At 65.0% G+C, this 24,204-nt stretch carries 22 protein-coding genes; 13 read left to right on the top strand and 9 right to left on the bottom strand.

Annotated elements, in window-relative coordinates; all coding sequences use genetic code 11:
* Positions 1-52 precede the first annotated feature (52 nt).
* The 10 genes from proB (at position 53) to ACIPUD_RS32930 (ending at position 9,876) form a co-directional block, all read left to right on the top strand.
* Entirely contained in the window at positions 53-1,174 is a 1,122-nt protein-coding gene (gene proB, locus ACIPUD_RS32975; RefSeq protein WP_018459856.1) for a glutamate 5-kinase, read from the top strand.
* 227 nt (positions 1,175-1,401) lie between these two features.
* Positions 1,402-2,697 carry a glutamate-5-semialdehyde dehydrogenase gene (locus ACIPUD_RS32970; protein WP_085348679.1) on the top strand — a complete coding sequence of 432 codons (1,296 nt, stop codon included), beginning with the start codon at positions 1,402-1,404 and terminating at the stop codon, positions 2,695-2,697.
* A gap of 20 nt (positions 2,698-2,717) precedes the next feature.
* Positions 2,718-3,362, top strand: coding sequence for a nicotinate-nucleotide adenylyltransferase (locus tag ACIPUD_RS32965; RefSeq protein ID WP_446482292.1), 645 nt, complete (start codon positions 2,718-2,720; stop codon positions 3,360-3,362).
* A gap of 238 nt (positions 3,363-3,600) precedes the next feature.
* Positions 3,601-3,957 carry a ribosome silencing factor gene (gene rsfS, locus ACIPUD_RS32960; protein WP_007598906.1) on the top strand — a complete coding sequence of 119 codons (357 nt, stop codon included), beginning with the start codon at positions 3,601-3,603 and terminating at the stop codon, positions 3,955-3,957.
* Positions 3,958-4,053: 96 nt separating this feature from the next.
* On the top strand, positions 4,054-4,536 hold the full coding sequence (rlmH, locus tag ACIPUD_RS32955) for a 23S rRNA (pseudouridine(1915)-N(3))-methyltransferase RlmH (protein ID WP_085348681.1): 483 nt from the start codon (positions 4,054-4,056) through the stop codon (positions 4,534-4,536).
* A gap of 33 nt (positions 4,537-4,569) precedes the next feature.
* Positions 4,570-5,901 carry a murein hydrolase activator EnvC family protein gene (locus tag ACIPUD_RS32950; RefSeq protein ID WP_085358283.1) on the top strand — a complete coding sequence of 444 codons (1,332 nt, stop codon included), beginning with the start codon at positions 4,570-4,572 and terminating at the stop codon, positions 5,899-5,901.
* Complete coding sequence (locus ACIPUD_RS32945) at positions 5,898-7,253, top strand: S41 family peptidase (protein WP_018459850.1); 1,356 nt, start codon at positions 5,898-5,900, stop codon at positions 7,251-7,253. Before ACIPUD_RS32950 ends, ACIPUD_RS32945 begins: the two co-directional genes overlap by 4 nt.
* Positions 7,254-7,397: 144 nt before the next feature.
* The gene (locus ACIPUD_RS32940; RefSeq protein ID WP_085348684.1) at positions 7,398-8,630 is read left to right on the top strand and encodes a divergent polysaccharide deacetylase family protein; all 1,233 of its coding nucleotides are present in this window, start codon (positions 7,398-7,400) and stop codon (positions 8,628-8,630) included.
* Between the two features lie 75 nt (positions 8,631-8,705).
* Positions 8,706-9,209, top strand: a complete 504-nt coding sequence (locus ACIPUD_RS32935; RefSeq protein ID WP_018459848.1) for an RNA pyrophosphohydrolase — start codon at positions 8,706-8,708, stop codon at positions 9,207-9,209.
* A gap of 166 nt (positions 9,210-9,375) precedes the next feature.
* A complete protein-coding gene (locus tag ACIPUD_RS32930; RefSeq protein WP_377828715.1) occupies positions 9,376-9,876 on the top strand; it encodes an RNA pyrophosphohydrolase in 501 nt (166 codons plus the stop codon).
* Between the two features lie 76 nt (positions 9,877-9,952).
* Here the strand turns inward: ACIPUD_RS32930 and ACIPUD_RS32925 are convergent, their stop codons facing one another.
* From ACIPUD_RS32925 to ACIPUD_RS32900, 6 genes are all read right to left on the bottom strand, one after another.
* On the bottom strand, positions 9,953-11,584 hold the full coding sequence (locus ACIPUD_RS32925; protein ID WP_446482291.1) for an adenylate/guanylate cyclase domain-containing protein: 1,632 nt from the start codon (positions 11,582-11,584) through the stop codon (positions 9,953-9,955).
* Positions 11,585-11,735: 151 nt separating this feature from the next.
* Entirely contained in the window at positions 11,736-12,143 is a 408-nt protein-coding gene (locus ACIPUD_RS32920) for a F0F1 ATP synthase subunit epsilon (RefSeq protein WP_018459845.1), read from the bottom strand.
* An 86-nt stretch (positions 12,144-12,229) separates the two neighbouring features.
* The gene (gene atpD, locus ACIPUD_RS32915; protein ID WP_007598896.1) at positions 12,230-13,672 is read right to left on the bottom strand and encodes a F0F1 ATP synthase subunit beta; all 1,443 of its coding nucleotides are present in this window, start codon (positions 13,670-13,672) and stop codon (positions 12,230-12,232) included.
* 52 nt (positions 13,673-13,724) lie between these two features.
* The gene (locus ACIPUD_RS32910; protein WP_377787038.1) at positions 13,725-14,600 is read right to left on the bottom strand and encodes a F0F1 ATP synthase subunit gamma; all 876 of its coding nucleotides are present in this window, start codon (positions 14,598-14,600) and stop codon (positions 13,725-13,727) included.
* Positions 14,601-14,751: 151 nt separating this feature from the next.
* Positions 14,752-16,281 carry a F0F1 ATP synthase subunit alpha gene (atpA, locus tag ACIPUD_RS32905; RefSeq protein ID WP_018459843.1) on the bottom strand — a complete coding sequence of 510 codons (1,530 nt, stop codon included), beginning with the start codon at positions 16,279-16,281 and terminating at the stop codon, positions 14,752-14,754.
* On the bottom strand, positions 16,281-16,841 hold the full coding sequence (locus ACIPUD_RS32900; RefSeq protein ID WP_027566412.1) for a F0F1 ATP synthase subunit delta: 561 nt from the start codon (positions 16,839-16,841) through the stop codon (positions 16,281-16,283). The genes atpA and ACIPUD_RS32900 overlap by 1 nt, the downstream gene beginning before the upstream one ends.
* Before the next feature lie 645 nt (positions 16,842-17,486).
* Here ACIPUD_RS32900 and ACIPUD_RS32895 point away from each other — a divergent pair.
* Positions 17,487-17,996, top strand: a complete 510-nt coding sequence (locus ACIPUD_RS32895; protein WP_085348687.1) for a septal ring lytic transglycosylase RlpA family protein — start codon at positions 17,487-17,489, stop codon at positions 17,994-17,996.
* Between the two features lie 108 nt (positions 17,997-18,104).
* Here the strand turns inward: ACIPUD_RS32895 and ACIPUD_RS32890 are convergent, their stop codons facing one another.
* Positions 18,105-20,315 carry a primosomal protein N' gene (locus tag ACIPUD_RS32890; protein WP_085358289.1) on the bottom strand — a complete coding sequence of 737 codons (2,211 nt, stop codon included), beginning with the start codon at positions 20,313-20,315 and terminating at the stop codon, positions 18,105-18,107.
* Positions 20,316-20,426: 111 nt separating this feature from the next.
* On the opposite strand from ACIPUD_RS32890, the gene ACIPUD_RS32885 reads away from it, so the two are divergent.
* A complete protein-coding gene (locus tag ACIPUD_RS32885; RefSeq protein ID WP_085383877.1) occupies positions 20,427-21,392 on the top strand; it encodes a tyrosine recombinase XerC in 966 nt (321 codons plus the stop codon).
* Positions 21,393-21,492: 100 nt separating this feature from the next.
* Positions 21,493-22,083: a DUF4337 domain-containing protein gene (locus ACIPUD_RS32880; RefSeq protein ID WP_446482290.1), complete on the top strand. Its 591-nt coding sequence runs from the start codon at positions 21,493-21,495 to the stop codon at positions 22,081-22,083.
* Positions 22,084-22,227: 144 nt separating this feature from the next.
* Here the strand turns inward: ACIPUD_RS32880 and ACIPUD_RS32875 are convergent, their stop codons facing one another.
* Positions 22,228-22,758: a hypothetical protein gene (locus tag ACIPUD_RS32875; RefSeq protein ID WP_446482289.1), complete on the bottom strand. Its 531-nt coding sequence runs from the start codon at positions 22,756-22,758 to the stop codon at positions 22,228-22,230.
* Between the two features lie 33 nt (positions 22,759-22,791).
* Positions 22,792-24,192, bottom strand: coding sequence for a dihydrolipoyl dehydrogenase (gene lpdA / locus ACIPUD_RS32870; RefSeq protein ID WP_446482288.1), 1,401 nt, complete (start codon positions 24,190-24,192; stop codon positions 22,792-22,794).
* Positions 24,193-24,204: the final 12 nt, after the last annotated feature.

The following is a 24,204-nucleotide window of genomic DNA, read 5'->3' as shown; positions in this document are numbered from 1 at the left end:
TCCGCCGTGTCCGATGCAGAGCAATCCGTCACACGCGCCAGCACTTGCACACATGGCCAGCCCCGAACTCAGTCAATTCCGCCGCATCGTCGTCAAGGTCGGCTCCGCGCTGCTGGTCGATTCCGACAAGGGCGAGGTGCGCGCGTCCTGGCTTGCCGCGCTCGCCGACGACATGGCCAAGCTGCATCGCGAGGGGCGTGACGTGCTCGTCGTCTCCTCCGGCTCGATCGCGCTCGGCCGCAGCCGCCTGAAATTGCCGCGCGGCCCGCTGAAGCTGGAGGAGAGTCAGGCAGCCGCCGCCGTCGGTCAGATCGCGCTCGCCCGCATCTGGTCGGAGGTGCTTGGCGCCCACGGCATCGGCGCCGGCCAGATCCTGGTGACGCTGCAGGACACCGAGGAGCGCCGCCGCTATCTCAACGCGCGCTCCACTATCGGCAAGCTGCTGGAGTGGCGCGCGATCCCCGTGATCAACGAGAACGACACGGTCGCCACCAACGAGATCCGCTACGGCGACAACGACCGCCTCGCCGCGCGCGTCGCCACCATGGCCAGCGCCGACCTGCTGGTGCTGCTGTCCGACATCGACGGGCTCTACGACGCCCCGCCGAAGAACAACCCGAACGCCAGGCTCATTCCCGTCGTCGACAGCATCTCCTCCGAGATCGAGGCTGTGGCAGGCGACGCCGAGTCCGAGCTGTCGCGCGGCGGCATGCGCACCAAGGTCGAAGCTGCCAAGATCGCGACCACCGGCGGCACGCATATGCTGATCGCCTCGGGCAAGATCGAGCATCCGTTGCAGGCGATCGCCGATGGCGGCCGCTGCACCTGGTTCCTGACGCCGGCCAATCCCATCACCTCGCGAAAACGCTGGATCGCGGGCTCGCTTGAGCCGAAGGGTACGCTGACGATCGACGCCGGCGCGGTCGCGGCCCTGCGCGCCGGCGCCAGCCTGCTGCCGGCCGGCGTGATCAAGGTCGAGGGCCAGTTCGCCCGCGGCGACGCCGTGATCGTGCGCGGCCCCGACACCAGCGAGGTCGGCCGCGGCCTGATCGCCTACGACGCCGACGATGCCGAGCGGATCAAGGGCCGCTCCTCCCCGGATGTCATGGCCATCCTCGGCATCAGCGGGCGGTCCGAGATGATCCACCGGGATGATCTGGTGGTGGGCGGGTAAGGGCCGACAGACGCCCAAACCGTCATGCCCGGGCTTATCGCGGGCATCCACGTTCTTTCTTGCTGGCGGCAAGGCGTGGATGGCCGGGACAAGCCCGGCCATGACGTCGGAGCTGGGCCAGTGGCCGAGGTGGCACAACACCGGGAGACCAGCCATACCCGCCCCGCCCTTCGCAAAAGCGGGATTTCCGTGCTAGGACACTGCCTTAGCAGAAGGTTGAAACTCCCATGGCCGCCCCCCTCAAAGCCGTCGACGGCAATGCCGATCTTCAGGCGCTGATGACCGATCTCGGTACCCGTGCCCGCGCTGCCGCGCGCGTGCTGGCGCTGGCGCCGCCGGAGCAGAAGAACCGGGCGCTCGAGGCCATGGCGCGGGCGATCCGCAACAATTCAGCTGCGATCCTCGCCGCCAATGCCGAGGACGTCACCGAGGCCCGCGCCTCCGGCAACGCCACCTCGTCCTTCATCGACCGCCTGACGCTGACGCCGGCGCGGGTGGAGGGCATGGCCGAGGGCATCGGCATCGTGCGCGGCATTGCCGATCCCGTCGGCATCGTCACCGAGAGCTGGCAACGGCCGAACGGCATGACCATCGAGCGCGTGCGCGTGCCGCTCGGCGTCGTCGGCGTGATCTTCGAGAGCCGGCCGAACGTTGCGGCGGACGCCGGCGTGCTGTGCCTGAAGTCGGGCAATGCCGTGATCCTCCGCGGCGGCTCCGACAGTTTCCGCTCCTGCCGCGCGATCCATGACTGCCTGGTGCAGGGCCTGCGCGAAGCGGGCCTTCCCGAGGCTGCCATCACGCTGGTGCCGACGCGCGACCGCGCGGCGGTAGGCCAGATGCTGTCGGGATTGAATGGCGCCATCGACGTGATCGTGCCGCGCGGAGGCAAGAGCCTCGTCGCGCGCGTCGAGCAGGAAGCGCGCGTGCCGGTGTTCGCGCATCTCGAAGGCGTCAACCACATTTACGTCGACGGCAGCGCCGACCTCGCCATGGCGAAATCGATCGTGCTCAACGCCAAGATGCGCCGCACCGGCGTCTGCGGCGCCGCCGAGACGCTGCTGGTCGATCGCGCCGCAGCCGGTAAAAACCTCAAGCCGCTGGTTGAGATGCTAATCGAGGCCGGCTGCGAAGTGCGTGGCGACGACGCCGTGCAAAAGATCGATGCGCGCGTCAAACCCGCGAGCGCGGACGATTGGGACACCGAATATCTCGATGCGATCATCGCAGCGAAGGTGGTGGACGGCGTCGACGGCGCGATCGCGCATATCCAAAATCACGGTTCGCACCATACCGATGCGATCGTGAGCGCCGACGAGACCGCTGCGAAAAAATTCCTGAGCGAGGTCGATTCCGCGATCGTGCTGCACAACGCCTCGACGCAGTTCGCCGACGGCGGCGAGTTCGGCTTCGGTGCCGAGATCGGCATTGCCACCGGCAGATTCCACGCCCGCGGCCCGGTTGGCGCCGAGCAGCTGACGAGCTTCAAATATCGCGTTCACGGCACCGGGCAGACGCGGCCGTAGACGACGCAGGGCGCGGGGCATTGAGCAACAATTTCGTCGCGCCACGTTTCTTCGCGCAGGCCATACCGACCCATACCTCGGGCATGCGCATCGGCCTGCTCGGCGGCTCGTTCAACCCGCCGCACCAGGCCCATCGCGCGATCAGCCAGTTCGCGCTGAAACGACTCCAGCTCGATCGCGTGTGGTGGCTGGTGACGCCAGGCAATCCGCTGAAGGAGAACGGCGCGCTGCATGAGCTCGGCGCGCGCATGCAGGCGGCGCGCGAAATGGCCGACGATCCCAGGATCGAGGTGAGCTGTCTCGAATCCGTCATTCGCACGCGCTATACCATCGATACGATCAACACCTTGCGCCGCCGCCTCTCGGGCTTGCGCTTTGTCTGGATCATGGGCGCCGACAACCTCGCTCAATTCCATCGTTGGCAGCACTGGCGGCGCATCTCCGACCAGGTGCCGATCGCGGTCATCGACCGTCCGCCGCAGAGTTTTCGCGCCCTCGCCTCTCCCGCCGCCCAGGCGCTCAGGCGCTATCGGATGCCGGAGAATGAGGCGCCATTGCTTGCGGATCGGGCCGCCCCGGCCTGGGTATTCCTGACCGGAATGAAGCTGAATCTCTCGTCGACCGGCTTACGGAACCCGGACGGAAGCTGGAAAGGTACGAAGTGAGTCAGATTGTGCGAACGCCATGCGGTCTTCGGGCTCTCTGGCATATTGAAACCCTTAACCCCACATGATGTAGTGTAACCAGTGGGCGCCGGATTCGGCGTTCGCGATACAGTGAAAGGAATGGTCCCTGACCACATCTGTATTGTCCAAGACAGCCTCACCCAAGACGGCTTCACCGAAGTCTGTTTTACCCAAGGTTGCCAAGCCGACGCGTAAAACATCGACCAAAGCTGCGGCCTTGAAGGCGCAACCCGACGCCGACAAGACGCTGAGCCTGATCCTCTCCCGCCTCGACGACATGAAGGCGGAAGAGACTGTGACCATCGACCTTCGCGGCAAATCGGCCTACTCCGACTACATGATCGTCACCACCGGCCGGGTGAACCGGCATGTCGGCGCGATCGCGGAGAACGTCGCCAAAGGCCTCAAGGAAAACGGCATCAAGAACATCCACGTCGAGGGCTTGCCCAATTGCGACTGGGTGCTGATCGATTCCGGCGATGTGATCGTGCACGTGTTCAGACCCGAGGTCCGCGAGTTCTACAGTCTCGAGAGATTGTACACGCAGGGCCCAGGGGCGGCGAAGGCGATCTGAGAGGCTGCTGGCCGATTTCGAATCGGCTGACGCGCATGCTAGCGTCGTGCGCGCGCTGATCGCGCGCGGTCCAGAAAACGCGACCCTGAACATATCATGCGCATAGCCGTCATTGCGGTGGGCCGGCTGAAGCAGGGCCCCGAACGGGAGCTTGCCGAGCGCTATTTCGAGCGGTTCGACGAGGCCGGCCGCAAGCTCGGATTCCGCGAGCTCGCCATCCACGAATTGCCCGAAAGCCGCGCGCGCGATACGGCGACGCGGATGGCCGAAGAGGCCGCGGCGATCTCCGCGCACATTCCCGAAAAATCGGTCCTGGTGGCGCTGGACGAGCGCGGCCAGAATCTGGATTCGACCGTATTCGCACGGCATCTCGGGCGCTGGCGCGACGAGGGTGCCGGTCATACTATCTTCATGATCGGAGGGGCGGACGGACTTTCGCCCGAATTGCGCCGTAAGGCCAAGCTCGCGATCGCGTTCGGCTCTGCGACCTGGCCGCATCAAATGGTCCGCGTCATGCTTCTGGAACAGCTTTATCGGGCCGCCACCATTCTGGCGGGCCACCCCTATCACCGCGCGTGATCCGCGCCACAACGAGCACCTTTGCTTAAAGCGATGCGAGCGCCGATTTTCAACCTGCTGCTGATCGCCGGCGTTGCCGGCGCAAGCCTCGCGCAAGCTCAGACGCCTGCACCGCAGACTGCGGCCGTAGCGCCCGATGCGATCAAGCAGCGCGAGCAGGAGCTCGAAGCCGCGCGCGCCAGCAAGAAGAGCGCTGAGGAAGCGCAGGCCAAGCTCAAGGCCGAGATCACCTCGCTCGGCCAGGACCGCACCCAGCTCAATCAACAGTTGATCGACACCGCCGCCAATGTGCGCACCGTCGAGACCAAGATCGACGAGGCCGAAGCGCGGCTGCGATCGCTGAACGGCCGCGAACAGGCGATGCGCAGCTCGCTCGATTCACGCCGCGCCGACATCGTCGAGGTGCTGGCGGCCTTGCAGCGCGCCGGAAGGCGGACGCCGCCGGCACTTCTGGTACGGCCCGAGGATGCCCTGCAATCGCTGCGCACGGCGATGCTGCTCGGTGCCGTGGTGCCGGAGTTGCGCGGCCGTGCCGAGAAGATCGCGGGCGAGCTCGGCGAGCTCGTGGCCTTGCGCAAGACCATCGCGACCGAGCGCGACCAGCTTGCCTCCGACCGCGACAAGGTGCGCAACGACCAGACCCGGCTCGCGGCTCTGGTCGACGAACGGCAGCGTCAGCAGGCGTCGCGCGAAAAGGACCTCGACGCCGAGAACGCGCGCGCCGTTGCGCTCTCAAGACAGGTCGGCGATCTCCAGGGGCTGATCGCCAAGATGGAGCAGGATCTGCAAAGCGCCGCCAAGGCGGCCGAGAAAGCAGCTGAGGCCGCCAAGCAGGCCGAGGCCAAGGCGGCTGCAAACGCGGCCGCCAGCGCCAAGACCGGCCCCGGCGCATTCAAGGATCGTTCCCGCACCACCCCTGCGATGGCCTTCGCCGCGGCCAAGGGCCTGCTGCCTCTTCCGGTTAACGGTAACAAGATCAGGGATTTCGGCGGTTCGGACGGGCTCGGCGGGGTCCAGAAGGGCATTTCGCTGGCGACCCGGCCCGGCTCCCAGGTCACGACGCCGTGTGATGGCTGGGTGGTCTATGCCGGCCCGTTCCGCAGCTATGGACAACTCTTGATCCTCAATGCCGGGGGCGGGTATCATGTGCTGATCGCCGGGATGGAGCGCATTTCGGTCAACATCGGACAATTCGTGCTCACGGGGGAGCCTGTCGCGACCATGGGGTCGACCTCTCAAGTCGCCTCCATTCTCGCCACGAACGCGAGTCAACCTGTGCTCTATGTCGAGTTCCGCAAAGACGGCACTCCAATCGATCCAGGCCCATGGTGGGCCGCAAATGAAGGCGAGAAGGTTCGCGGATGATGCGCAAGACTTCAGTTATCCTCCTCAGCGCGGCCACCGGTGCGGCGCTGACGCTGTTCGTGACGCAACCGCGCGCGGTCTTCATGGGCTCCAGCGCGCGAGCCGCCACTGCGGACACCTATCGCCAGCTCAATTTGTTCGGCGACGTGTTCGAGCGCGTGCGCTCGGACTATGTCGAGAAGCCCGACGACACCAAGCTGATCGAATCCGCGATCAGCGGCATGCTCACCGGTCTCGATCCGCATTCGAGCTACATGGACGCCAAGAGCTTCCGCGACATGCAGGTGCAGACCCGCGGTGAGTTCGGCGGCCTCGGCATCGAAGTCACGATGGAAGACGGCCTGATCAAGGTGGTCTCGCCGATCGACGACACCCCGGCCTCGCGCGCCGGTGTCATGGCCAACGACATCATCACCAATCTCGACGACGAGGCGGTGCAGGGCCTGACCCTGAACCAGGCGGTCGAGAAGATGCGCGGCCCGGTCAACACCAAGATCAAGCTGAAGATCATCCGCAAGGGCCAGGACAATCCGATCGACGTCACGCTGGTGCGCGACAACATCCGCGTCCGTTCGGTGCGCGCCCGCGTCGAGGCCGACGACATCGCCTATATTCGCATCACCACCTTCAACGAGCAGACCACCGAAGGCCTGAAGCGCGAGGTCGCCAACCTCTCGAATCAGATCGGCGACAAGCTGAAGGGCTACGTCATCGACCTCCGCAACAACCCGGGCGGCCTGCTCGAGGAAGCGGTCACCGTCTCCGACTCCTTCCTGGAGAAGGGCGAGATCGTCTCGACCCGCGGCCGCAATGCCGAGGAGACCCAGCGCCGTACCGCGCATACGGGCGACCTCACCAAGGGCAAGCCGGTCATCGTGCTGGTCAACGGCGGCTCGGCTTCGGCGTCGGAGATCGTCGCCGGCGCGCTGCAGGACCACAAGCGTGCGACCATCGTCGGCACGCGCTCGTTCGGCAAGGGCTCGGTGCAGACCATCATTCCGCTCGGCTCCGGCAACGGCGCGCTGCGTCTGACCACGGCGCGCTACTACACGCCGTCGGGTAAGTCGATCCAGGCCAAGGGCATCGTGCCCGACATCGAAGTGCTGCAGGACGTGCCGGACGAGCTGAAGTCGCGCACCGACACCAAGGGCGAAGCTTCGCTGCGCGGCCATCTCAAGAACGACGGCGACGAGAAGACCGGCTCGCAGTCCTACGTTCCGCCGGACGCCAAGGACGACAAGGCGCTCAAGCTCGCCGACGATCTGCTCCACGGCATCAAGAACAGCGCGTCCGCGGCGCCCACGCCGGGCGGCGACAAGGCCACGACCGACAAGCCCAAAGCGGCGAACTAGGTCGGCGCATCGCGATCTGACGAAAAGGGCGGCTCCCGGAGCCGCCCTTTTTGCTTGAAACTCCTGATATCCCCGGCCTATCCCGGCCTGCCGCCGCTTGACCCCGGCGTGGTATCGTCATTGCTGAGTGATTCGGGATCGCGCATGACTGAAACGGCCGATGATCTGAGCGCCCCGCTCGGACGGGACAAGCCGCGCCGGAAACGCCGGCTGCGGCTGCCGTTCACGGCCATGCAGCTGCTCGCAGTCCTGCTCGGACTGTTCCTGGTCACCTTTGCCGGCTTCGCCATCTTCAACAAGGATCCGCTCGGCGGCGAGCCAATGACGCGGCTCGCGATCCGCGAACCCAATGCCGCAGACAAGGCTGGCGACGACAAGCCGGCCGCGGCCGGCCATGGCCAGGACAGCAAGCAGGAAAGCAAGCAACAGACCAAGGACGCACCGAAGCAGGCGGGCGAGCAGAAGACCGTCACCATGATCGACGGTTCCACCGGCATGCGCCACGACGTGGTGATCGGCGGCGATGCCGCCGGCAAAAGCGAGACGGCGGCGGCCGCCGCACCGCCGCCCGTCATGGCCGGGATCGACCCAAAACTTCTTGAGAAATCGCGCTATGGCATGATCCCCGCGGTTTCCGGGGATCTGAAGCCGTTCAACGTCTATGCGGCGGATGCCGACCGCGCCAAGGCCGCCAAGATGCCGGTGGTCGCGATCCTGATCGGCGGCCTCGGCGTCGGCGCCGCCAAGACCACCGATGCCATCATGCGGTTGCCAGCGGCGGTGACGCTGGCCTTCACGCCCTATGGGTCCGATCCAGGAAAACTCGCCGAGCGCGCCCGCGCCCAGCGCCACGAGATCTTCCTCCAGATCCCGATGGAGCCCTATGACTTCCCCGACAACGATCCGGGACCGCAGACGCTGCTGACCTCGCTGAGTGCCGACCAGAACATGGACCGCCTGTACTGGCATCTGAGCCGGATGCAGGGCTATGCCGGCCTCACCAATTTCATGGGCGCCCGCTTCATCGCAACGGAGCCGGCGATGCAGCCGATCATCCGCGAGGCGGCCAAGCGCGGCCTCGGCTTCTTCGACGACGGCTCCTCGCCCCGCAGCATCGCGCCGCAAGCGGCCGGCAGCCAGGCGATGCCGTTCGGCAAGGGCGATATCGCGATTGACGCGGTGCCGACCCCGGCCGAGATCGACCGCGCCCTGACCAAGCTCGAAGCGGCGGCGCGCGAGCGCGGGGTGGCCGTGGGCACCGCCTCCGCCCTCCCGGTTTCGATCGAACGCATCGGCGCCTGGACCAAGACATTGGGCGACCGAGGTATCCTTTTGGTGCCATTGACAACCGCGATGCTGAAATCAAAATCCAGCTAAATCAACGGATTGGTATGGTACAGGCCCGCGGGGCCTGCTTAAGCCTTACCGACAGCATGCGAGAGGTCTGGCGGAATGGCGCGTTACGAGGATCTGCCCTACCGGACCTGCGTCGGCGTGATGTTGCTCAACAAGGACGGACTGGTGTTCATCGGCCGGCGTGCCGGCGGCATCGAGCATGTTGACGACACCCATGTCTGGCAGATGCCGCAGGGCGGCGTCGATCCCGGCGAGGACAATTGGGAGGCCGCCAAGCGCGAGCTCTATGAGGAGACCAGCGTGCGTTCAGTTGAGCGGCTCGGCGAAGTTCCGGACTGGCTCACTTACGACATTCCGCGCACGGTCGCCGGGCGCACCTGGAAGGGCCGCTACCGCGGTCAGCGCCAGAAATGGTTCGCGGTCCGCTTCACCGGCAAGGATAGCGAGATCAACGTCGAAAAGCCCGGCGGCGGCCACAAGGCCGAGTTCGTGAGCTGGCGCTGGGAGCCGATGAAGAACCTGACCGGGCTGATCGTCCCGTTCAAGCGCCCGGTCTACGAGCGCGTGGTGAAGGAATTTTCCGCACTGGCGCAGGATTAGTTCAAGTCGCCATTCCAGGTTGATGCTAGAGCCGTTCCGTTCCGATAGAATCGGAACGGGGCTCTAGTTTTTTATTTTGACGCGTTTTCTTGACGCGAACCGCGGTATCCACTTCGCTCGAAAACGCTCTAATGCACAGCCTGAAATGACGACGAGAGATCCGCGCGTGAGCACTGAAAAACCCTACCGTCCCAATGTCGGAATCGCGCTGTTCAATGCCGATGGCCGCGTGCTGATCGGGCACCGCTTCAAGGGCGACGGACCCGAGATCATCCTGCCGGGTCTGGACTGGCAAATGCCGCAGGGCGGCGTCGACGAGGGCGAGGATTTGCGCGATGCCGCGCTGCGCGAGCTCTGGGAAGAGACCAGCGTCAAGAGCGCATCCTATCTCGGCGAGACCGACTGGCTGACTTACGAATTCCCGCCTTATGACGGGCCGCAGACGCATCGGCTGGCGAAATTCCGCGGCCAGCGCCAGAAATGGTTCGCGTTACGCTTCACCGGCAAGGATGACGAGATCGATCCGCTGACGCCGCGCAACGGGCAGCCCGCCGAGTTCGACGCCTGGCGCTGGGAGCGGCTCGACCGCGTCCCCGATGTCGTGGTGCCGTTCCGCCGCCACGTCTACAGCGCAGTGGCGCAGCAGTTTGCGCCGTTCGCGACCTAAAACGCGAAAACAACCCCATGCACAGTAGAACTGGGTTGAAATCATTAGAGAACTTTGCCCGGAAATTTGCGTGAACCTAATTGATCGGTCCCACCGTGAACGGGCCGATTGCGATGATGTGGCAATCGCTGTCGCGCTTGGCGCAGTCGGCGAGCGCGGAATTGACGGCGGTCTGCTCGTCCGCGGCCTTGAGGCCGAGGCCCGGCCGGCCCGCGGTGCCGACCGCGACGGCGTTCCAGCCCATGCCGTCGGCGAGCTTGCGCACGACCTCGTCGCGCGCATCTGCGACGATCGAGGCGTTCGACGCCGCATGGAAGAATCCGGTGATCCTCAGCAGGGTTGGGATCGGCACGACGAAATTCTCGTCGACGGCAACGACCAGGCAGGCGACGCCGGCGATCGCGCCGCACGATTCCAGTGAACGCCGCGCGGCATCGTCGGCGGACGATGCGCCCATCACCATGAAATATTGGCCGCCGGGGCCGAGCGCGACCGCGCGGGATTTTGCCGCGGGCACGAACATGTTCTCGAGCCGGACCTTGGCGGGATCGCGCACCATCGGAAAGTCTTTCGAGGCGAAGGCGCGCTCGGTCATGGCATCATGCCGGACGAACGGTTGCGGCGGCATCGGCGGTTTGCCGTGCGTGTAGACCACATTGTTGCCGACTGCATAGAGCTCGCAACGCCGCGGCGACTGCGCGGCATCGGCGCGCTTCTGGCACTGATCGAGTGCGGCGTTGCGCGCGGCTTCCTCGTTCGGCTGATTCAACGACGCGCCGGTGAACCCGCCGACATTGAGTGCGAACGCCTTGTAGTCGCCGGCAGCGGAATAGTCGCCGGCCAGGTAGTTGCGGATGCGCTCGTTGATGAAGGGGACGCTGTCGGCAGGAAACTTGCCGGCCATCGGTGAAGCCGATGGTGCCGGCATGGGCATCGGCGCTTTCGCCGCCATGGTGGATGACGGGCTTGGCGCTGCTGCCGCAGCCGCGTTGGGCATCGGACTTGATGCTGGGCTTGGCGCGGTCACTGCAACCGCCGGCGCCCTGGTCGTCTCGAGCTTGGTGAAATAGAGGAAGCCGCCGACGCCGATGGCGACGACGGAGACGACACCGACCACCAGCGGCCACATCCAGTTCGGCGCGGCCTCAGCCTTCGTCACCTTCTTGATCTGCGGCGTCGCGTAGCTACCGTCCCCGCGCCGCATCGCCACCATATAGGCGTGCACCGGCGTCGGGATGTTCTTGACCTCCTGCGCGCCGATATCGGCGAACTGCACCGACAGCTTGTTGGCGACCTGCTCGTGCACGGCGCGGGAGACGCAGATGCCCCCGACCTCGGCGAGGCCCTCGAGCCGGGCGGCGATATTGACGCCGTCACCGAGCAGATCGCCGTCGCGCTCGACCACGTCGCCGATGGTGATGCCGATGCGGAACGACATCTGCCGGCTCGGCGGATAGGCCATGTTGCGGGTTCGCAGGGATTCCTGAATGTCGATCGCGCAGCGCACCGCATCGACCGCGCTTGGAAATTCCGCAAGCACGGCATCGCCCGCGGTGTTGAAGATGCGTCCGCCCGCCCTGGCAATGAAATCATCGACGACCTCGCGATAGGCGGCGAGACGCCGCAGCGTCTCCTCTTCGTCTTCCGCAACCAGTCGCGAGTAACCGGCAATATCGGCCGCGAAAATCGCTGCGATCTTGCGTTTCATCTGCGGCCGGCCCCCGGAACAAAGTTCGCGGGCGCAGAATGGCGCTATCGGCGGCGCCGTGCAACAAAGTTTCAGCGCCCGCCACTTCCGTGACGAGCGCTGAACTTATTCAGGAATTTTCAGCTCGGGCCCCGGCGCAGTGCACCGGGGCTTAGTGCATCGCCGTGCTGCTGAGCTGCTGCTGGATGCTCTTGAAGTGGTCGAGCCGGGCGATGGCTTGATCGAGCTCGTTGCCTTCGTGCTCCTTCAAGCCCTCTTCCATCTCCGAGATGGTCGCGGCGAACTGCGCGCGGTCGAGCTCGGCCAGCGAGGTCGCGACGTCGGCGAGTACGGTCAGGCCCTTCTCGGAGACTTCGGCGATACCGCCGAGCACGATGATCTTCTCGTGCTTGCCGCCGGTGGTCACGGTGAGAATGCCGGGCCGGATCGCGGCCACGACCGGCGCGTGTCCCGCCAGCACGCCGAAGTCACCTTCGACGCCGGGGATATCGACCTGGTCGACCTCGCCCGAGAAGGCGAGCTTTTCCGGCGAGACGAGATCGAAGTGGAAGGTGGCCATTGGAAACCTGCGAATGGTGAGTAGCGAATTGCGAATGGAGCGGGAGCGGCGCGACTATTCGCTACTCCCTGCTCGCCCTTCGCAGCTTAGGCCGCCTCGGCCGCCAGCTTCTTGCCCTTCTCGATCGCCTCTTCGATGGTGCCGACCATGTAGAAGGCGGCTTCCGGCAGGTGGTCGTACTTGCCTTCGCAGAGGCCGCGGAAGCCCTTGATGGTGTCCGCGAGGTCGACGAACTTGCCGGGCGAGCCGGTGAAGATTTCGGCGACGTGGAACGGCTGCGACAGGAAGCGCTCAATCTTGCGGGCGCGGGCCACCGTCAGCTTGTCCTCTTCCGAAAGCTCGTCCATGCCGAGAATGGCGATGATGTCCTGCAGCGACTTGTAGCGCTGCAGCACCTGCTGGACCTGACGCGCGGTGTCGTAGTGCTCCTGGCCGACGACGAGCGGCGAGAGCATGCGCGAGGTCGAGTCGAGCGGGTCCACCGCCGGATAGATGCCCTTTTCCGAGATCGCGCGGTTCAACACGGTGGTGGCGTCCAAATGCGCGAACGAGGTCGCGGGCGCCGGGTCGGTCAAGTCGTCGGCCGGAACGTAAATGGCCTGCACCGAGGTGATCGAACCCTTCTGCGTGGTGGTGATGCGCTCCTGCAGCGCACCCATGTCGGTGGCGAGCGTCGGCTGGTAACCCACGGCGCTCGGGATACGACCGAGCAGCGCCGACACTTCAGAACCGGCCTGGGTGAAGCGGAAGATGTTGTCGACGAAGAACAGCACGTCCTGGCCCTGATCACGGAAGTGCTCGGCGACGGTCAGACCGGTGAGGCCGACGCGGGCGCGAGCGCCGGGCGGCTCGTTCATCTGGCCGAACACCAGCGCGCACTTCGACTTGACGCTCGGATCCGGATTATGCGGATCGGCGTTGACCTTGGACTCGATGAACTCGTGATAGAGGTCGTTGCCCTCGCGGGTACGCTCGCCGACGCCGGCGAACACGGAATAACCACCGTGCGCCTTCGCGACGTTGTTGATCAGCTCCTGAATCAGCACGGTCTTGCCGACGCCGGCGCCGCCGAACAGGCCGATCTTGCCGCCCTTGGCGTAGGGCGCGAGCAAGTCGACGACCTTGATGCCGGTGACGAGAATTTCAGCTTCGGTCGACTGGTCGGTGTAGCTCGGCGCTTCCTGGTGGATGGCGCGCATGCCTTCGGACTGGATCGGACCGGCTTCGTCGATCGGCTCGCCGATCACGTTCATGATGCGCCCGAGCGTGCCCGCACCCACGGGAACCGAGATCGGCTGACCGGTGTCGGTCACTTCCTGGCCGCGGACCAGACCTTCGGTCACGTCCATCGCGATCGTGCGCACGGTGGACTCACCGAGATGCTGCGCAACTTCCAGCACGAGGCGGATGTTGCCGTTCCTGGTTTCCAACGAATTCAGAATGGCCGGCAGATGGCCTTCGAACTGAACGTCGACGACGGCGCCCATGACCTGGGTGACACGACCGACCTGGGTAGCTGCTGTAGCCATGAAGCTCTCCTTCGAAATTCTTTACTTGAACGACCGTCGTTTGGTTCGTGCGTCAGACCGCCTCGGCGCCGGAGATGATCTCGATCAGCTCCTTGGTGATCTGGGCTTGACGGGTTCGGTTGTAGATCTGGGTTTGCTTGCGGATCATTTCGCCGGCGTTGCGGGTGGCGTTGTCCATGGAGCTCATCTGCGCGCCATAGAACGAGGCGTTGTTTTCCAGCAGCGCACGGAAAATCTGCACCGCGATATTCCGCGGCAACAGGCCGGAGAGGAGTTCGTCTTCCTCCGGCTCATAGTCGTAGGACGTCGACGGCGCGGTCGCCGCCTTTTCTTCCACGGTCAGCGGAATGATCTGCTGCGCGGTCGGGACCTGGGCAATCACCGACTTGAACTGCGCGTAGAACAGCGTGCAGACGTCGAATTCGCCGTTGTCGAAGCGGGCCAGAACCTTCTTGGCGATGTCGTCCGCGTTGACGAAGCCGAGCTGACGAACGCCGCGCAGGTCGAGATGCTCGACGATCTGCTTGTCGTACAGGCGGCGGAGCTGCTCGTAGCCCTTGCGGCCGACGCAGAAGAATTTGACTTCCTTGCCCTGCGCCATCAGCGACTGGGCGCGCTCGCGCGCGAGGCGCACGATCGAGGAGTTGAACGCGCCGGACAGGCCGCGCTCGCCGGTGCAGACCAGCAGCAGGTGAACCTGATCCTTGCCGGTGCCGGCCAGCAGCACCGGGGCGCCGGGCGAACCGGCGGCAGCGCTGGCGATGTTGGAGATCACCGCGCTCATCTTGTCGGCATAGGGCCGCGCCGCCTCGGCCGCTTGCTGCGCGCGGCGCAACCGGGACGCCGCGACCATTTGCATGGCCTTGGTGATCTTCTGCGTCGCCTTGGTGGAGGCGATGCGGACGCGCATGTCTTTAAGTGACGCCATTCTTCGTTCACCCCGGCGGTTCGATCCCTTGGATCAAGCCGCTAGCCTATCCCAGTCGTCATGCCCGGGCGTGTCCCGGGCATCTACGTCTTCGTCTCCATGCAGTGAGGCACGGAAGGCCGGGACAAGAAGCCCGGCCATGCGACCGTTCTTATGCGAAGCTCTTGGCGAAACCTTCGACCACCGACTTCAGCTTGGCGGCGGTGTCGTCGGAGAGATCGCGGCTGTCGCGGATCGCGTTGAGGATCTCGACGTTCTTGCCGCGGAGCAGCGACAACAGACCGTCCTCGAACGCGCGCACCTTGTTAACCGGCAGCGGGTCGAGATAGCCGTTGGTGCCGGCCCAGATCACGCAGACCTGCTCTTCCATCTTCAGCGGCGCGAACTGCGGCTGCTTCAGGAGCTCGGTCAGACGCGAGCCGCGATTGAGCAGGCGCTGGGTCGAGGCGTCGAGGTCGGAGCCGAACTGCGCGAACGCCGCCATTTCGCGGTACTGCGCGAGCTCGCCCTTGATCTTGCCGGCGACCTTCTTGGTGGCCTTCGTCTGTGCCGAGGAGCCGACGCGCGACACCGACAGACCGACGTTCACCGCGGGGCGAATGCCCTGGAAGAACAGGTCGGTTTCCAGGAAGATCTGGCCGTCGGTGATCGAGATGACGTTGGTCGGAATGTAGGCCGACACGTCGTTGGCCTGGGTTTCGATGACCGGCAGCGCCGTCAGCGAGCCCGAACCCTGGTCCTTGTTCAGCTTCGCCGCGCGCTCGAGCAGGCGGGAATGCAGATAGAACACGTCGCCCGGATAGGCTTCGCGGCCCGGCGGGCGGCGCAGCAGCAGCGACATCTGGCGGTAGGCGACGGCCTGCTTGGACAAATCGTCATAGATGATGACGGCGTGCATGCCGTTGTCGCGGAAGTACTCGCCCATGGTGCAGCCGGTGAACGGCGCGATGTACTGCATCGGTGCCGGATCCGACGCGGTGGCGGCGACGATGATCGAATATTCGAGCGCGCCCTGCTCTTCCAGCACCTTCACGAACTGGGCAACCGTCGAGCGCTTCTGGCCGATCGCGACGTAGACGCAATACAGCTTGATGTTCTCGTCCGGCTGCGCGTTGAGCGGCTTCTGGTTGAGGATGGTGTCGAGCGCGATCGCGGTCTTGCCGGTCTGACGGTCGCCGATGATCAGCTCGCGCTGGCCGCGGCCGATCGGGATCAGGGCGTCGATCGCCTTGAGGCCGGTCGCCATCGGCTCGTTCACCGACTTGCGCGGAATGATGCCGGGCGCCTTGACGTCGACGCGCATGCGCTTGTCGGCCTGGATCGGGCCCTTGCCGTCGATGGGGTTGCCGAGCGCGTCGACGACGCGGCCGAGCAGGCCCTTGCCGACCGGCGCGTCCACGATGGCGCGGGTGCGCTTGACGGTCTGACCTTCCTTGATCTCGCGGTCAGCGCCGAAAATGACGATACCGACGTTGTCGGTTTCGAGGTTCAGCGCCATGCCGCGGGTGCCGTTCTCGAATTCGACCATTTCACCGGCCTGGACGTTATCCAGACCGAAAACGCGGGCGATACCGTCGCCGACGGACAGCACCTGTCCGACTTCGGAGACTTCAGCTTCCTGGCCGAAATTCTTGATCTGGTCCTTGAGGATCGCGGAAATTTCCGCGGCGCGGATGTCCATCAGCCTGCCTCTTTCATCGCGTGCTTGATCGAATTGAGTTTGGTGCGAAGCGAGCTATCGATCATTCGGCTGCCAAGCTTGACCACGAGGCCACCGATGATCGAGGGATCGACCTTCACGTTGAGCGCGACGTCCTTGCCGGTCACCGACTTCAGGGCAACCTTGAGGGCGTCGAGATTCTTGTCCGAGAGCGCCTCCGCCACGGTGACGTCGGCCGTGGCCTCGCCCTTGAACTTGGCGACCAGGGCGCGATAGGCGCGGATGACGTCAGCCACCGCGAACAGGCGGCGGTTGGCGGTCAGCACTTTCAGGAAATTGGCGGAGATGCCGGCGATGCCGGCCTTGTCCAGCACGGCCGAGAGGGCTCTGGACTGGGCATCGGCCGCGAACACGGGGCTCCGGACGAGGCGCTTCAAATCGGCGCTCTCGTTCAGCATGCCCTCGAATTTCTCGAGATCGGCCTTGACCTCGTCGACCACTTTCTGGTCGCGGGCCAGTTCAAACAAGGCCGTTGCATAACGGCCCGACACACCGGAAACGGACGTATCTTCTGCAGCCACAGACGTGCTCTTTTTGCTGTCAAACTCGCAAGGGAAAAACCGTCGCCACGAAGCGGCGCCTAGCGATCCAAGCCCTTGGAATTCAAGCGGGACTTCGATTTTCGACCCCGCACGGAAGTGCCGGGCTCGTTAAAATCGCGGCTTTGCTAACATAGCAGGCGCGCACGTGCAACATGACGCCAAATTAAAGGCATGACGTTCTGTCGCCAGTTCGTCGCACTCCACGACGACGCGACGACGACCTTGCATGCCGCGGAATTGCCACAGCGCTTAAGCCCACCCCTGAGCCGAGGCCGGCGATTGGTTCCTGCCCTCAGCGCATAGCGGCCATGAACACGGATCGCTGAGGCATGATTCCGGCCCTCCCGGCTCCGCTCGCCGAATACTTTCTGAATTCTAAATGCGGAAATCGATGACTTCGTTTTACAGTATTCGTAAGTAATATAGAGGTTAACAAATCGTTAAATTCCAATATTACGGAATGTCGGCCGAATATCCCTGCCGGTAACAAGATATTACAGGGCGACACAGAACGGATTTACTGCCCAATTCATGCCTCATTAGGAATCGAAACGCGATCCCGCTCGCAAACTTACGGGGGCTCCACTTGCCACATATGTGGCAATACTAGTTAGGGACCAATATATGCTTTGTTTGAAGACGCTGGGCTCAGTGACCCGGCCGCGTACGGCGATCGCCTTCGTTGCCGCAACTCTTCTCATCGGGGGAACTGCCACCGAAGCTTCCGCCAAATCCCGCCATCACCATCGCTATTCCCACCATCATCACCGCCACCACGCCCAGACCGATGCCAACACGACCTCCGATTGGCGTAACGCCAATGCATCGATGACGCCGTCGCAGGGCACCGGACGTTCCTTCTCCGGCATGGCTTCCTTTTACGGGAACGAGTCCGGCAGCAGGACCGCCTCGGGCCAGCGCTTCAACCAGAACGCCATGACCGCGGCGCACCGTTCACTGCCGTTCGGCACCAAGCTGCGTGTCACCCATGGCGGCTCGAGCGTCATCGTCACCATCAACGACCGTGGCCCGTTTATCCGCGGCCGTGTCCTCGACCTCTCCACGGGCGCTGCCCGTGCCATCGGCCTCACCGGCGCCGGCGTCGGCCGCGTCACCGCGGAAGTCGTCTCCTAAGACGCGCGACGCGTGAAACAAGCCCGCCGTCTTGGGGGACGGCGGGCTTTTTGTTTGTTCCTCCGCCGTCATTGCGAGGAGCGCAATGACGGGGAGAGAGCGGGGGGCCTACAAAAAGCTCTGCGGATCGACGTCGACTTCGAGCTTTTGATTGCCCTTCGGCTTCGGGCATACGGCAAGCCAGTTGCGCAAATAATCCGACAGGTCGAAGCCGCGCGCGGATTTCACCAGAATGCGGAAGCGGTAACGGCCCTTGATGACCGCGAGCGGGGCTTCCGCCGGGCCCAGCACCACCACGCGCTCGTCGCGCGGCGCGAGCGCGACGAGGTGGCGGCCAAAGCCTTCGGCGCTCGGCCGGTCGCCGGCGGAAATGATCAGGCTCGCGAGCCGCCCGAACGGCGGATAGAGCGTGCGTTCGCGCAAATCGATCTCGCTGTCGTAGAATGCTTCGCGGTCGCAGGCGATCAGCGCCTTCATCACCGGATGATCGGGCTGATGGGTCTGGAGATAGCCGACGCCGCGGCCCTGCTCGCGGCCGGCGCGGCCGATCACCTGGTTGAGCAATTGCCAGGTGCGTTCCGAGGCGCGCGGATCGCCATTGGACAGGCCGAGATCCGCATCGACCACGCCGACCAGATTGAGCCGCGGGAAATTGTGGCCCTTGGCGACGAGCTGGGTGCCGATGATGACGTCGACGCGGCCCTCCGCGATGTCATTCAGCTCGGAGCGCATCGTCTCGATCGAGGTGATGAGATCGCTCGACAGCACCATGGTGCGCGCCTCCGGGAAGAGCGCCGCCGCCTCCTCCTGCAAGCGCTCGACGCCGGGCCCGACCGCGACCAGCGATTCCTCCGCCGCGCAATGCGGACAGGTTTGCGGGCGCGGCATCGAGAAGCCGCAATGGTGACAGACGAGGCGCTGGCGGAAGCGGTGATCGACCAGCCAGGCATCGCAGATGGTGCAGGCGAAGCGATGGCCGCAGGCGCGGCACAGCGTCAACGGTGCATAACCGCGGCGATTGAGGAACAGTAGCGCCTGCTCGCGCCGCTCGATCGCGGTCCTGATCTCGGACGCCAGCCGCGGCGAGATGAAGCGGCCGCGCGCCGGCGGCTCGCGGCGCATGTCAATGGCCTCGATATGTGGCATGTGCTGGCCGCCGAAGCGCGACGGCAGAGCGATGCGCTGATAGCGGTTCTTGCGCGCATTGACCTCGGATTCGACCGACGGCGTCGCCGACGCCAGCACGATCGGAACCTTTGCGATATGCGCGCGCACCACCGCCATGTCACGGGCGTGATAATGCACGCCCTCGTCCTGCTTGTAGGCTTGGTCGTGCTCTTCATCGACCACGATGAGGCCGAGATTGGCGTAGGGCAGAAAGAGCGCTGAGCGCGCGCCGACCACAACCGGCGCGCTGCCCTCGGAGATCGCCGCCCAATTGCGCGCGCGGGTGCGCGGCGTCAGTTCGGAATGCCATTCCAGAGGGCGCACGCCAAAGCGCTGCGCGAAGCGATCGAGGAACTGGCCGGTGAGCGCGATCTCCGGCATCAGGATGAGCGACTGTTTTCCGCGGCGGATCGCCTCGGCGACGGCTTCGAAGTAAACCTCGGTCTTGCCCGAGCCGGTGACACCGTCGAGCAGCGCGACGTGAAAGCTGCCGTTGGCGGCGAGTGCGCGCATGGCATCGACCCCGGCGCGCTGAAGCGGCGAAAAATCCGGCCGGCTGAAATCCGGATCTGGGGCCGGCGGCGGCGGCGGCGGGGGCATCGGCTCGACCGAGAGCGTTCCTTCGTCGACGAGGCCGTCGATCACGCCGGCCGAAACCCCGGCCTCTCTGGCCGCCTCGGACTTGCCGTGCAGCAGCCGGTCCGACAGCACCTCGATCAGGCGCTGCCGCGCCGGCGTCAGACGTTTTGGCGGATCGCCGACCAGGCGCACGCCGGCGCGCACCCGCTCGGGGCCGAGGTTGTCGCCCATCCGCAGGCACATGCGCAGCACCATGCCGCGCGGGCTCAACGTGTAATTGGCGATCCAGTCCACGACCGCACGCAGCTCGGGCTTCAGCGGCGGGATGTCGAGCTTTTCGCTGACCTCCTTAAGGCGGTTGTGCAGGCGCGGATCAGGATTGGCGTTTTCGGCCCAGACCACCGCGAGCACCTCCCGCGGGCCGAGCGGCACGCCAATAATGTCGCCCGCCTTCAGCTCCATCCCGCGCGGCACCTTGTAGGAATAGGTCTGGTCGAGCGCGACCGGCACCAGCACGTCGACCATGCGGGTCGCGTTGGCGGAGACGGCGTTGCTGCGCGACGTGTGATCCATGGAGGGGAATCGGAACCCGAGGGCTTCAAGGCTAGCGCCCTGAGGCGGCCTTAGCGAACGATAAACGAGTGTGATGCGATATACTGAGTGGAATCACCACGTCCAGAGCGCATGAGCAAAGCGGCCGCCCCACAAATCGACCTCGCCAGCGCCGATCCTGATATCGCGCAGGAGATGACGCGCTGGCTGTCGCATCTCGGCGCGGAGCGGCGGCTGTCGCCGAAGACGCTGGAAGCCTATGCCCGCGATTTGCGGCAATGCCTGAATTTCCTCTGCGGCCATTGGGGCGAGCGAGTGACGCTAAAGCGTTTCGGCGCGCTGGAGGCCACCGATATCAGAGCCTTCATGGCGATGCGCCGCGCCGACGATATTGCCGGCCGCTCGCTGATGCGCGCGCTCGCGGGCCTGCGCTCGTTCGGCCGCTTCCTCGAGCGCGAAGGCAAGGGCAAGGTCGGGGCGCTCTCGGCGATCCGCGCGCCGAAAGTCGCAAAGAGCCTGCCCAAGCCGCTGCCGATGGCGTCGGCCAAACGTCTTGCGGACGCCGACGAGCGCGCCGGCGAGGACCGCGAGACCTGGATTCTTGCGCGCGACGCCGCCGTGATGGCTCTCCTCTACGGCTCGGGCCTGCGCATCTCCGAAGCGCTGGGGCTGACGCGCCGCGAGGTCCCGCGTCCCGGTGAAGGCGACGTGCTGATCGTGACGGGCAAAGGCAACAAGACCCGCATGGTGCCGGTGCTCCAGAACGTGCTCGCACTGGTGCAAGAATACGCTTCCATGTGCCCGTATCCGCTGCCGGCGGAGGGGCCGATCTTCGTCGGCGCACGCGGCGGGCCCTTGAGCCCGCGCATCATCCAGCTCGCGATGGAGCGGCTGCGCGGCGCGCTGGGCCTGCCCGACAGCGCCACGCCGCACGCCCTCCGGCATTCCTTCGCCACGCACCTGTTGTCACGCGGCGGCGATTTGCGCGCGATCCAGGAATTGCTCGGCCATGCCTCGCTCTCGACCACGCAGATCTATACCGGCATCGATGCCGAGCGGCTGCTGGAAGTCTATGCCAGCGCGCATCCGCGTCGCTGATGCTGACATGAAGCTGGCATAGCAAGCCTCTCAGCGCGGATGCCTCTTGCGCGGCGCCCGCGGTTCGGTCAATCGTGAGGAATCGAGCCAGGAGGGACTTATGAGTGCACATGAAAGCATGGAGCATGCCGAGCACGCCGAACACGCGTCCGGCTCGAACAAGAAGATCGCGCTCCTGATCGCCGTGCTGGCGCTGTTCCTGGCGATCTCGGAGACGCTCGGCAAGGGCGCCCAGACCGAATCGATCAGCAAGAACGTCGAGGCTTCCAATCTCTGGGCCTTCTTCCAGGCCAAGAGCATCCGGCGCACCATGGTGCAGACCATGGCCGACCAGGGCAAGCTGATCCTCGGCGCGGCGAGCGACGAGGCCAACAAGGTGGCCGTGCAGAAGCAGATCGAGGACTGGCAGAAGACCGCGCAGCGTTACCGCTCCGAGCCCGAGACCGGCGAAGGCACCGAGCAGCTGGCCGAAAAGGCCAAGCACGCCGAGCATGAGCGCGACGAGGCGACTGCGAAGTATCATCACTTCGAGCTGGCGTCGGCGGCTTTCCAGATCGGCATCGTGCTGGCCTCGGCGACGATCATCACCGGCATGATCGCACTCGCCTATGTCGCTGGCCTGCTAACGATCGGCGGGCTCGTCATGACCGGGCTCGGCCTGTGGTTGCCGCATCTGCTGCATTTGCATTGAGACTACATCGCGCGACATACGCGGTGTCATGCCCCGGCTTGACCGGGGCATCCAGTACGCCGCGGCTTTTCCGTATGCATTGCCGTCTCTGGAATACTGGATCGCCCGGTCAAGCCGGGCGATGACAGCGAGTGTGCGTCGAGCTCAGCGCGCTTCGTGCACGCTCTTGCGGAAACGCTGGATCAGGCGGAGCGTGCGGGAGGACCAGCCTTCGCCGTTGCCGGCGATCATGTCCTTGATGCGTCGCTTGATCGGATCGACCAGCTCGGCGGCCTTAGCACGCAGCTTCAGCACCAGATCGTAGAGCCGCTCGAACCACGCCATCTCCATCAGCTTGTCGCGCGTCACGTCGAACACGAAGGCGGTGACGCCGACCCCGAGCAGCTTTGCGAACACGATGGTGAAGACCGCGCTGGTCCAGTATTCGTGCGTGAGCAGCCACAGGCCGACCAGCTTGAGCGGAAACAGCGGGATGATGGGCACGGCGAACACGATCAGCGTCATCGCCGGCGACAGCGCATCGACGCGGTCCGACAGCCATTGCTTGAACCGGGCGAGCGGGACAATTGCGACAACCCGCGCGACGATCGGTTCGAGATGGTCCCACAGCCAGGCTTCGATCAGGAAGATGATCGCAAGCAGGACCCAGACCGGTTGAAGCAGGCGGCGTAGCATGTGTTTCCCGCCCGATTCGGCGCTGGGCGCGACCTACATATGGATGGCCCGCTTGCCGACTGCAAGCGCGGCTTCCTTGATGGCCTCCGAGCGCGTCGGGTGCGCGTGGCAGGTGCGCGCGAGATCCTCCGCGCTGCCGCCAAACTCCATGAGAACGGCCGCCTCATGGATCATTTCGCCGGCTTCGCGGCCGATAATGTGCACGCCGAGCACGCGATCGGTCTTCGCATCTGCGAGAATCTTCACAAAGCCGTCGGTGGTCTGGTTGACCTTGGAACGGCCGTTGGCGGTAAAGGGAAACTTTCCGACCGTATAAGCCACGCCCGCCTGCTTCAGCTCCTCCTCGGTCTTGCCGACGGAGGATACTTCCGGCGTGGTATACACGACGCTTGGGATAACATCGTAGTTCACGTGGCCGGCCTGCCCGGCGATGATCTCGGCAACCGCGACGCCTTCATCCTCGGCCTTGTGCGCGAGCATCGGGCCCGCGACGACGTCGCCGATGGCATAGACGCCCTTCACGCTGGTCGCGAAATGCGGATCGATCTGCACGCGGCCGCGATTGTCGAGCGCAACGCCGGCTTCCTTCAGGCCAAGCCCCTCCGTGTACGGCACACGGCCGATACAGACGAGAACGACGTCGGCTTCCAGCGTCTCGGCAGCGCCGCCGCCGGCGGGCTCGACCGTCGCCTTCAGCGTCTTGCCGGACGTGTCCACGCCCGTCACCTTGGCACCCAGCTTGAACGCAAACCCCTGCTTCTCCAGGATGCGCTGGAATTGCTTGGCGATCTCGCCGTCCATGCCGGGCAGGATGCGGTCGAGGAATTCGACGACGACCACTTCGGCGCCGAGACGGTGCCAGACCGAGCCGAGCTCGAGGCCGATCACGCCGGCGCCGACGATCAGCAACTTGCCGGGGACCTTGTCCAGCGACAGCGCACCGGTCGACGACACGATGCGGGTCTCGTCGATCTCGATGCCCTTGAGCCGCGCGATGTCCGAGCCGGTGGCGATCACGATGCTCTTGGTTTCGACGACCTGCGACTTGCCGTCGGCGGAGATCTCGACCTTGCCGGTGCCGAGAATCTTGCCGGCGCCCTTGAGCACGTCGATCTTGTTCTTCTTCATCAGGAACTCGACGCCTTTGACGTTGCCGTCGATGCCCTGCTGCTTGAAGTTCATCATCGCAGGCAAATCGAGCTTCGGCGCGGAGACGCTGACGCCCATCTTGGCGAAGGAATGCCCGGCCTCCTCGAACATTTCGGAGGCATGCAGCAGCGCCTTCGACGGCATGCAGCCGACATTGAGGCAGGTGCCGCCGAGCGTCGCGTTCTTTTCCACCACGGCGACTTTCATGCCGAGCTGCGCTGCACGCACCGCGCAGACATAACCGCCCGGTCCGGTGCCGATGACGACGAGATCGTAGGTAGCCATGAGAGAAAGTCC

The organism is Bradyrhizobium sp. CAR08, from assembly GCF_052871955.1.
This window is presented reverse-complemented; position numbering and strand designations above follow the sequence as displayed.

Coding starts and splice junctions, on each gene's coding strand:
- proB (WP_018459856.1), top strand. CDS start 53: ATGGCCAGCCCCGAACTCAGTCAATTCCGCCGCATCGTCGTCAAGGTC.
- ACIPUD_RS32970 (WP_085348679.1), top strand. CDS start 1,402: ATGGCCGCCCCCCTCAAAGCCGTCGACGGCAATGCCGATCTTCAGGCG.
- rlmH (WP_085348681.1), top strand. CDS start 4,054: ATGCGCATAGCCGTCATTGCGGTGGGCCGGCTGAAGCAGGGCCCCGAA.
- ACIPUD_RS32950 (WP_085358283.1), top strand. CDS start 4,570: ATGCGAGCGCCGATTTTCAACCTGCTGCTGATCGCCGGCGTTGCCGGC.
- ACIPUD_RS32945 (WP_018459850.1), top strand. CDS start 5,898: ATGATGCGCAAGACTTCAGTTATCCTCCTCAGCGCGGCCACCGGTGCG.
- ACIPUD_RS32940 (WP_085348684.1), top strand. CDS start 7,398: ATGACTGAAACGGCCGATGATCTGAGCGCCCCGCTCGGACGGGACAAG.
- ACIPUD_RS32935 (WP_018459848.1), top strand. CDS start 8,706: ATGGCGCGTTACGAGGATCTGCCCTACCGGACCTGCGTCGGCGTGATG.
- ACIPUD_RS32925 (WP_446482291.1), bottom strand. CDS start 11,584: ATGAAACGCAAGATCGCAGCGATTTTCGCGGCCGATATTGCCGGTTAC.
- ACIPUD_RS32920 (WP_018459845.1), bottom strand. CDS start 12,143: ATGGCCACCTTCCACTTCGATCTCGTCTCGCCGGAAAAGCTCGCCTTC.
- atpD (WP_007598896.1), bottom strand. CDS start 13,672: ATGGCTACAGCAGCTACCCAGGTCGGTCGTGTCACCCAGGTCATGGGC.
- ACIPUD_RS32910 (WP_377787038.1), bottom strand. CDS start 14,600: ATGGCGTCACTTAAAGACATGCGCGTCCGCATCGCCTCCACCAAGGCG.
- atpA (WP_018459843.1), bottom strand. CDS start 16,281: ATGGACATCCGCGCCGCGGAAATTTCCGCGATCCTCAAGGACCAGATC.
- ACIPUD_RS32895 (WP_085348687.1), top strand. CDS start 17,487: ATGCTTTGTTTGAAGACGCTGGGCTCAGTGACCCGGCCGCGTACGGCG.
- ACIPUD_RS32890 (WP_085358289.1), bottom strand. CDS start 20,315: ATGGATCACACGTCGCGCAGCAACGCCGTCTCCGCCAACGCGACCCGC.
- ACIPUD_RS32885 (WP_085383877.1), top strand. CDS start 20,427: ATGAGCAAAGCGGCCGCCCCACAAATCGACCTCGCCAGCGCCGATCCT.
- ACIPUD_RS32880 (WP_446482290.1), top strand. CDS start 21,493: ATGAGTGCACATGAAAGCATGGAGCATGCCGAGCACGCCGAACACGCG.
- ACIPUD_RS32875 (WP_446482289.1), bottom strand. CDS start 22,758: ATGCTACGCCGCCTGCTTCAACCGGTCTGGGTCCTGCTTGCGATCATC.
- lpdA (WP_446482288.1), bottom strand. CDS start 24,192: ATGGCTACCTACGATCTCGTCGTCATCGGCACCGGACCGGGCGGTTAT.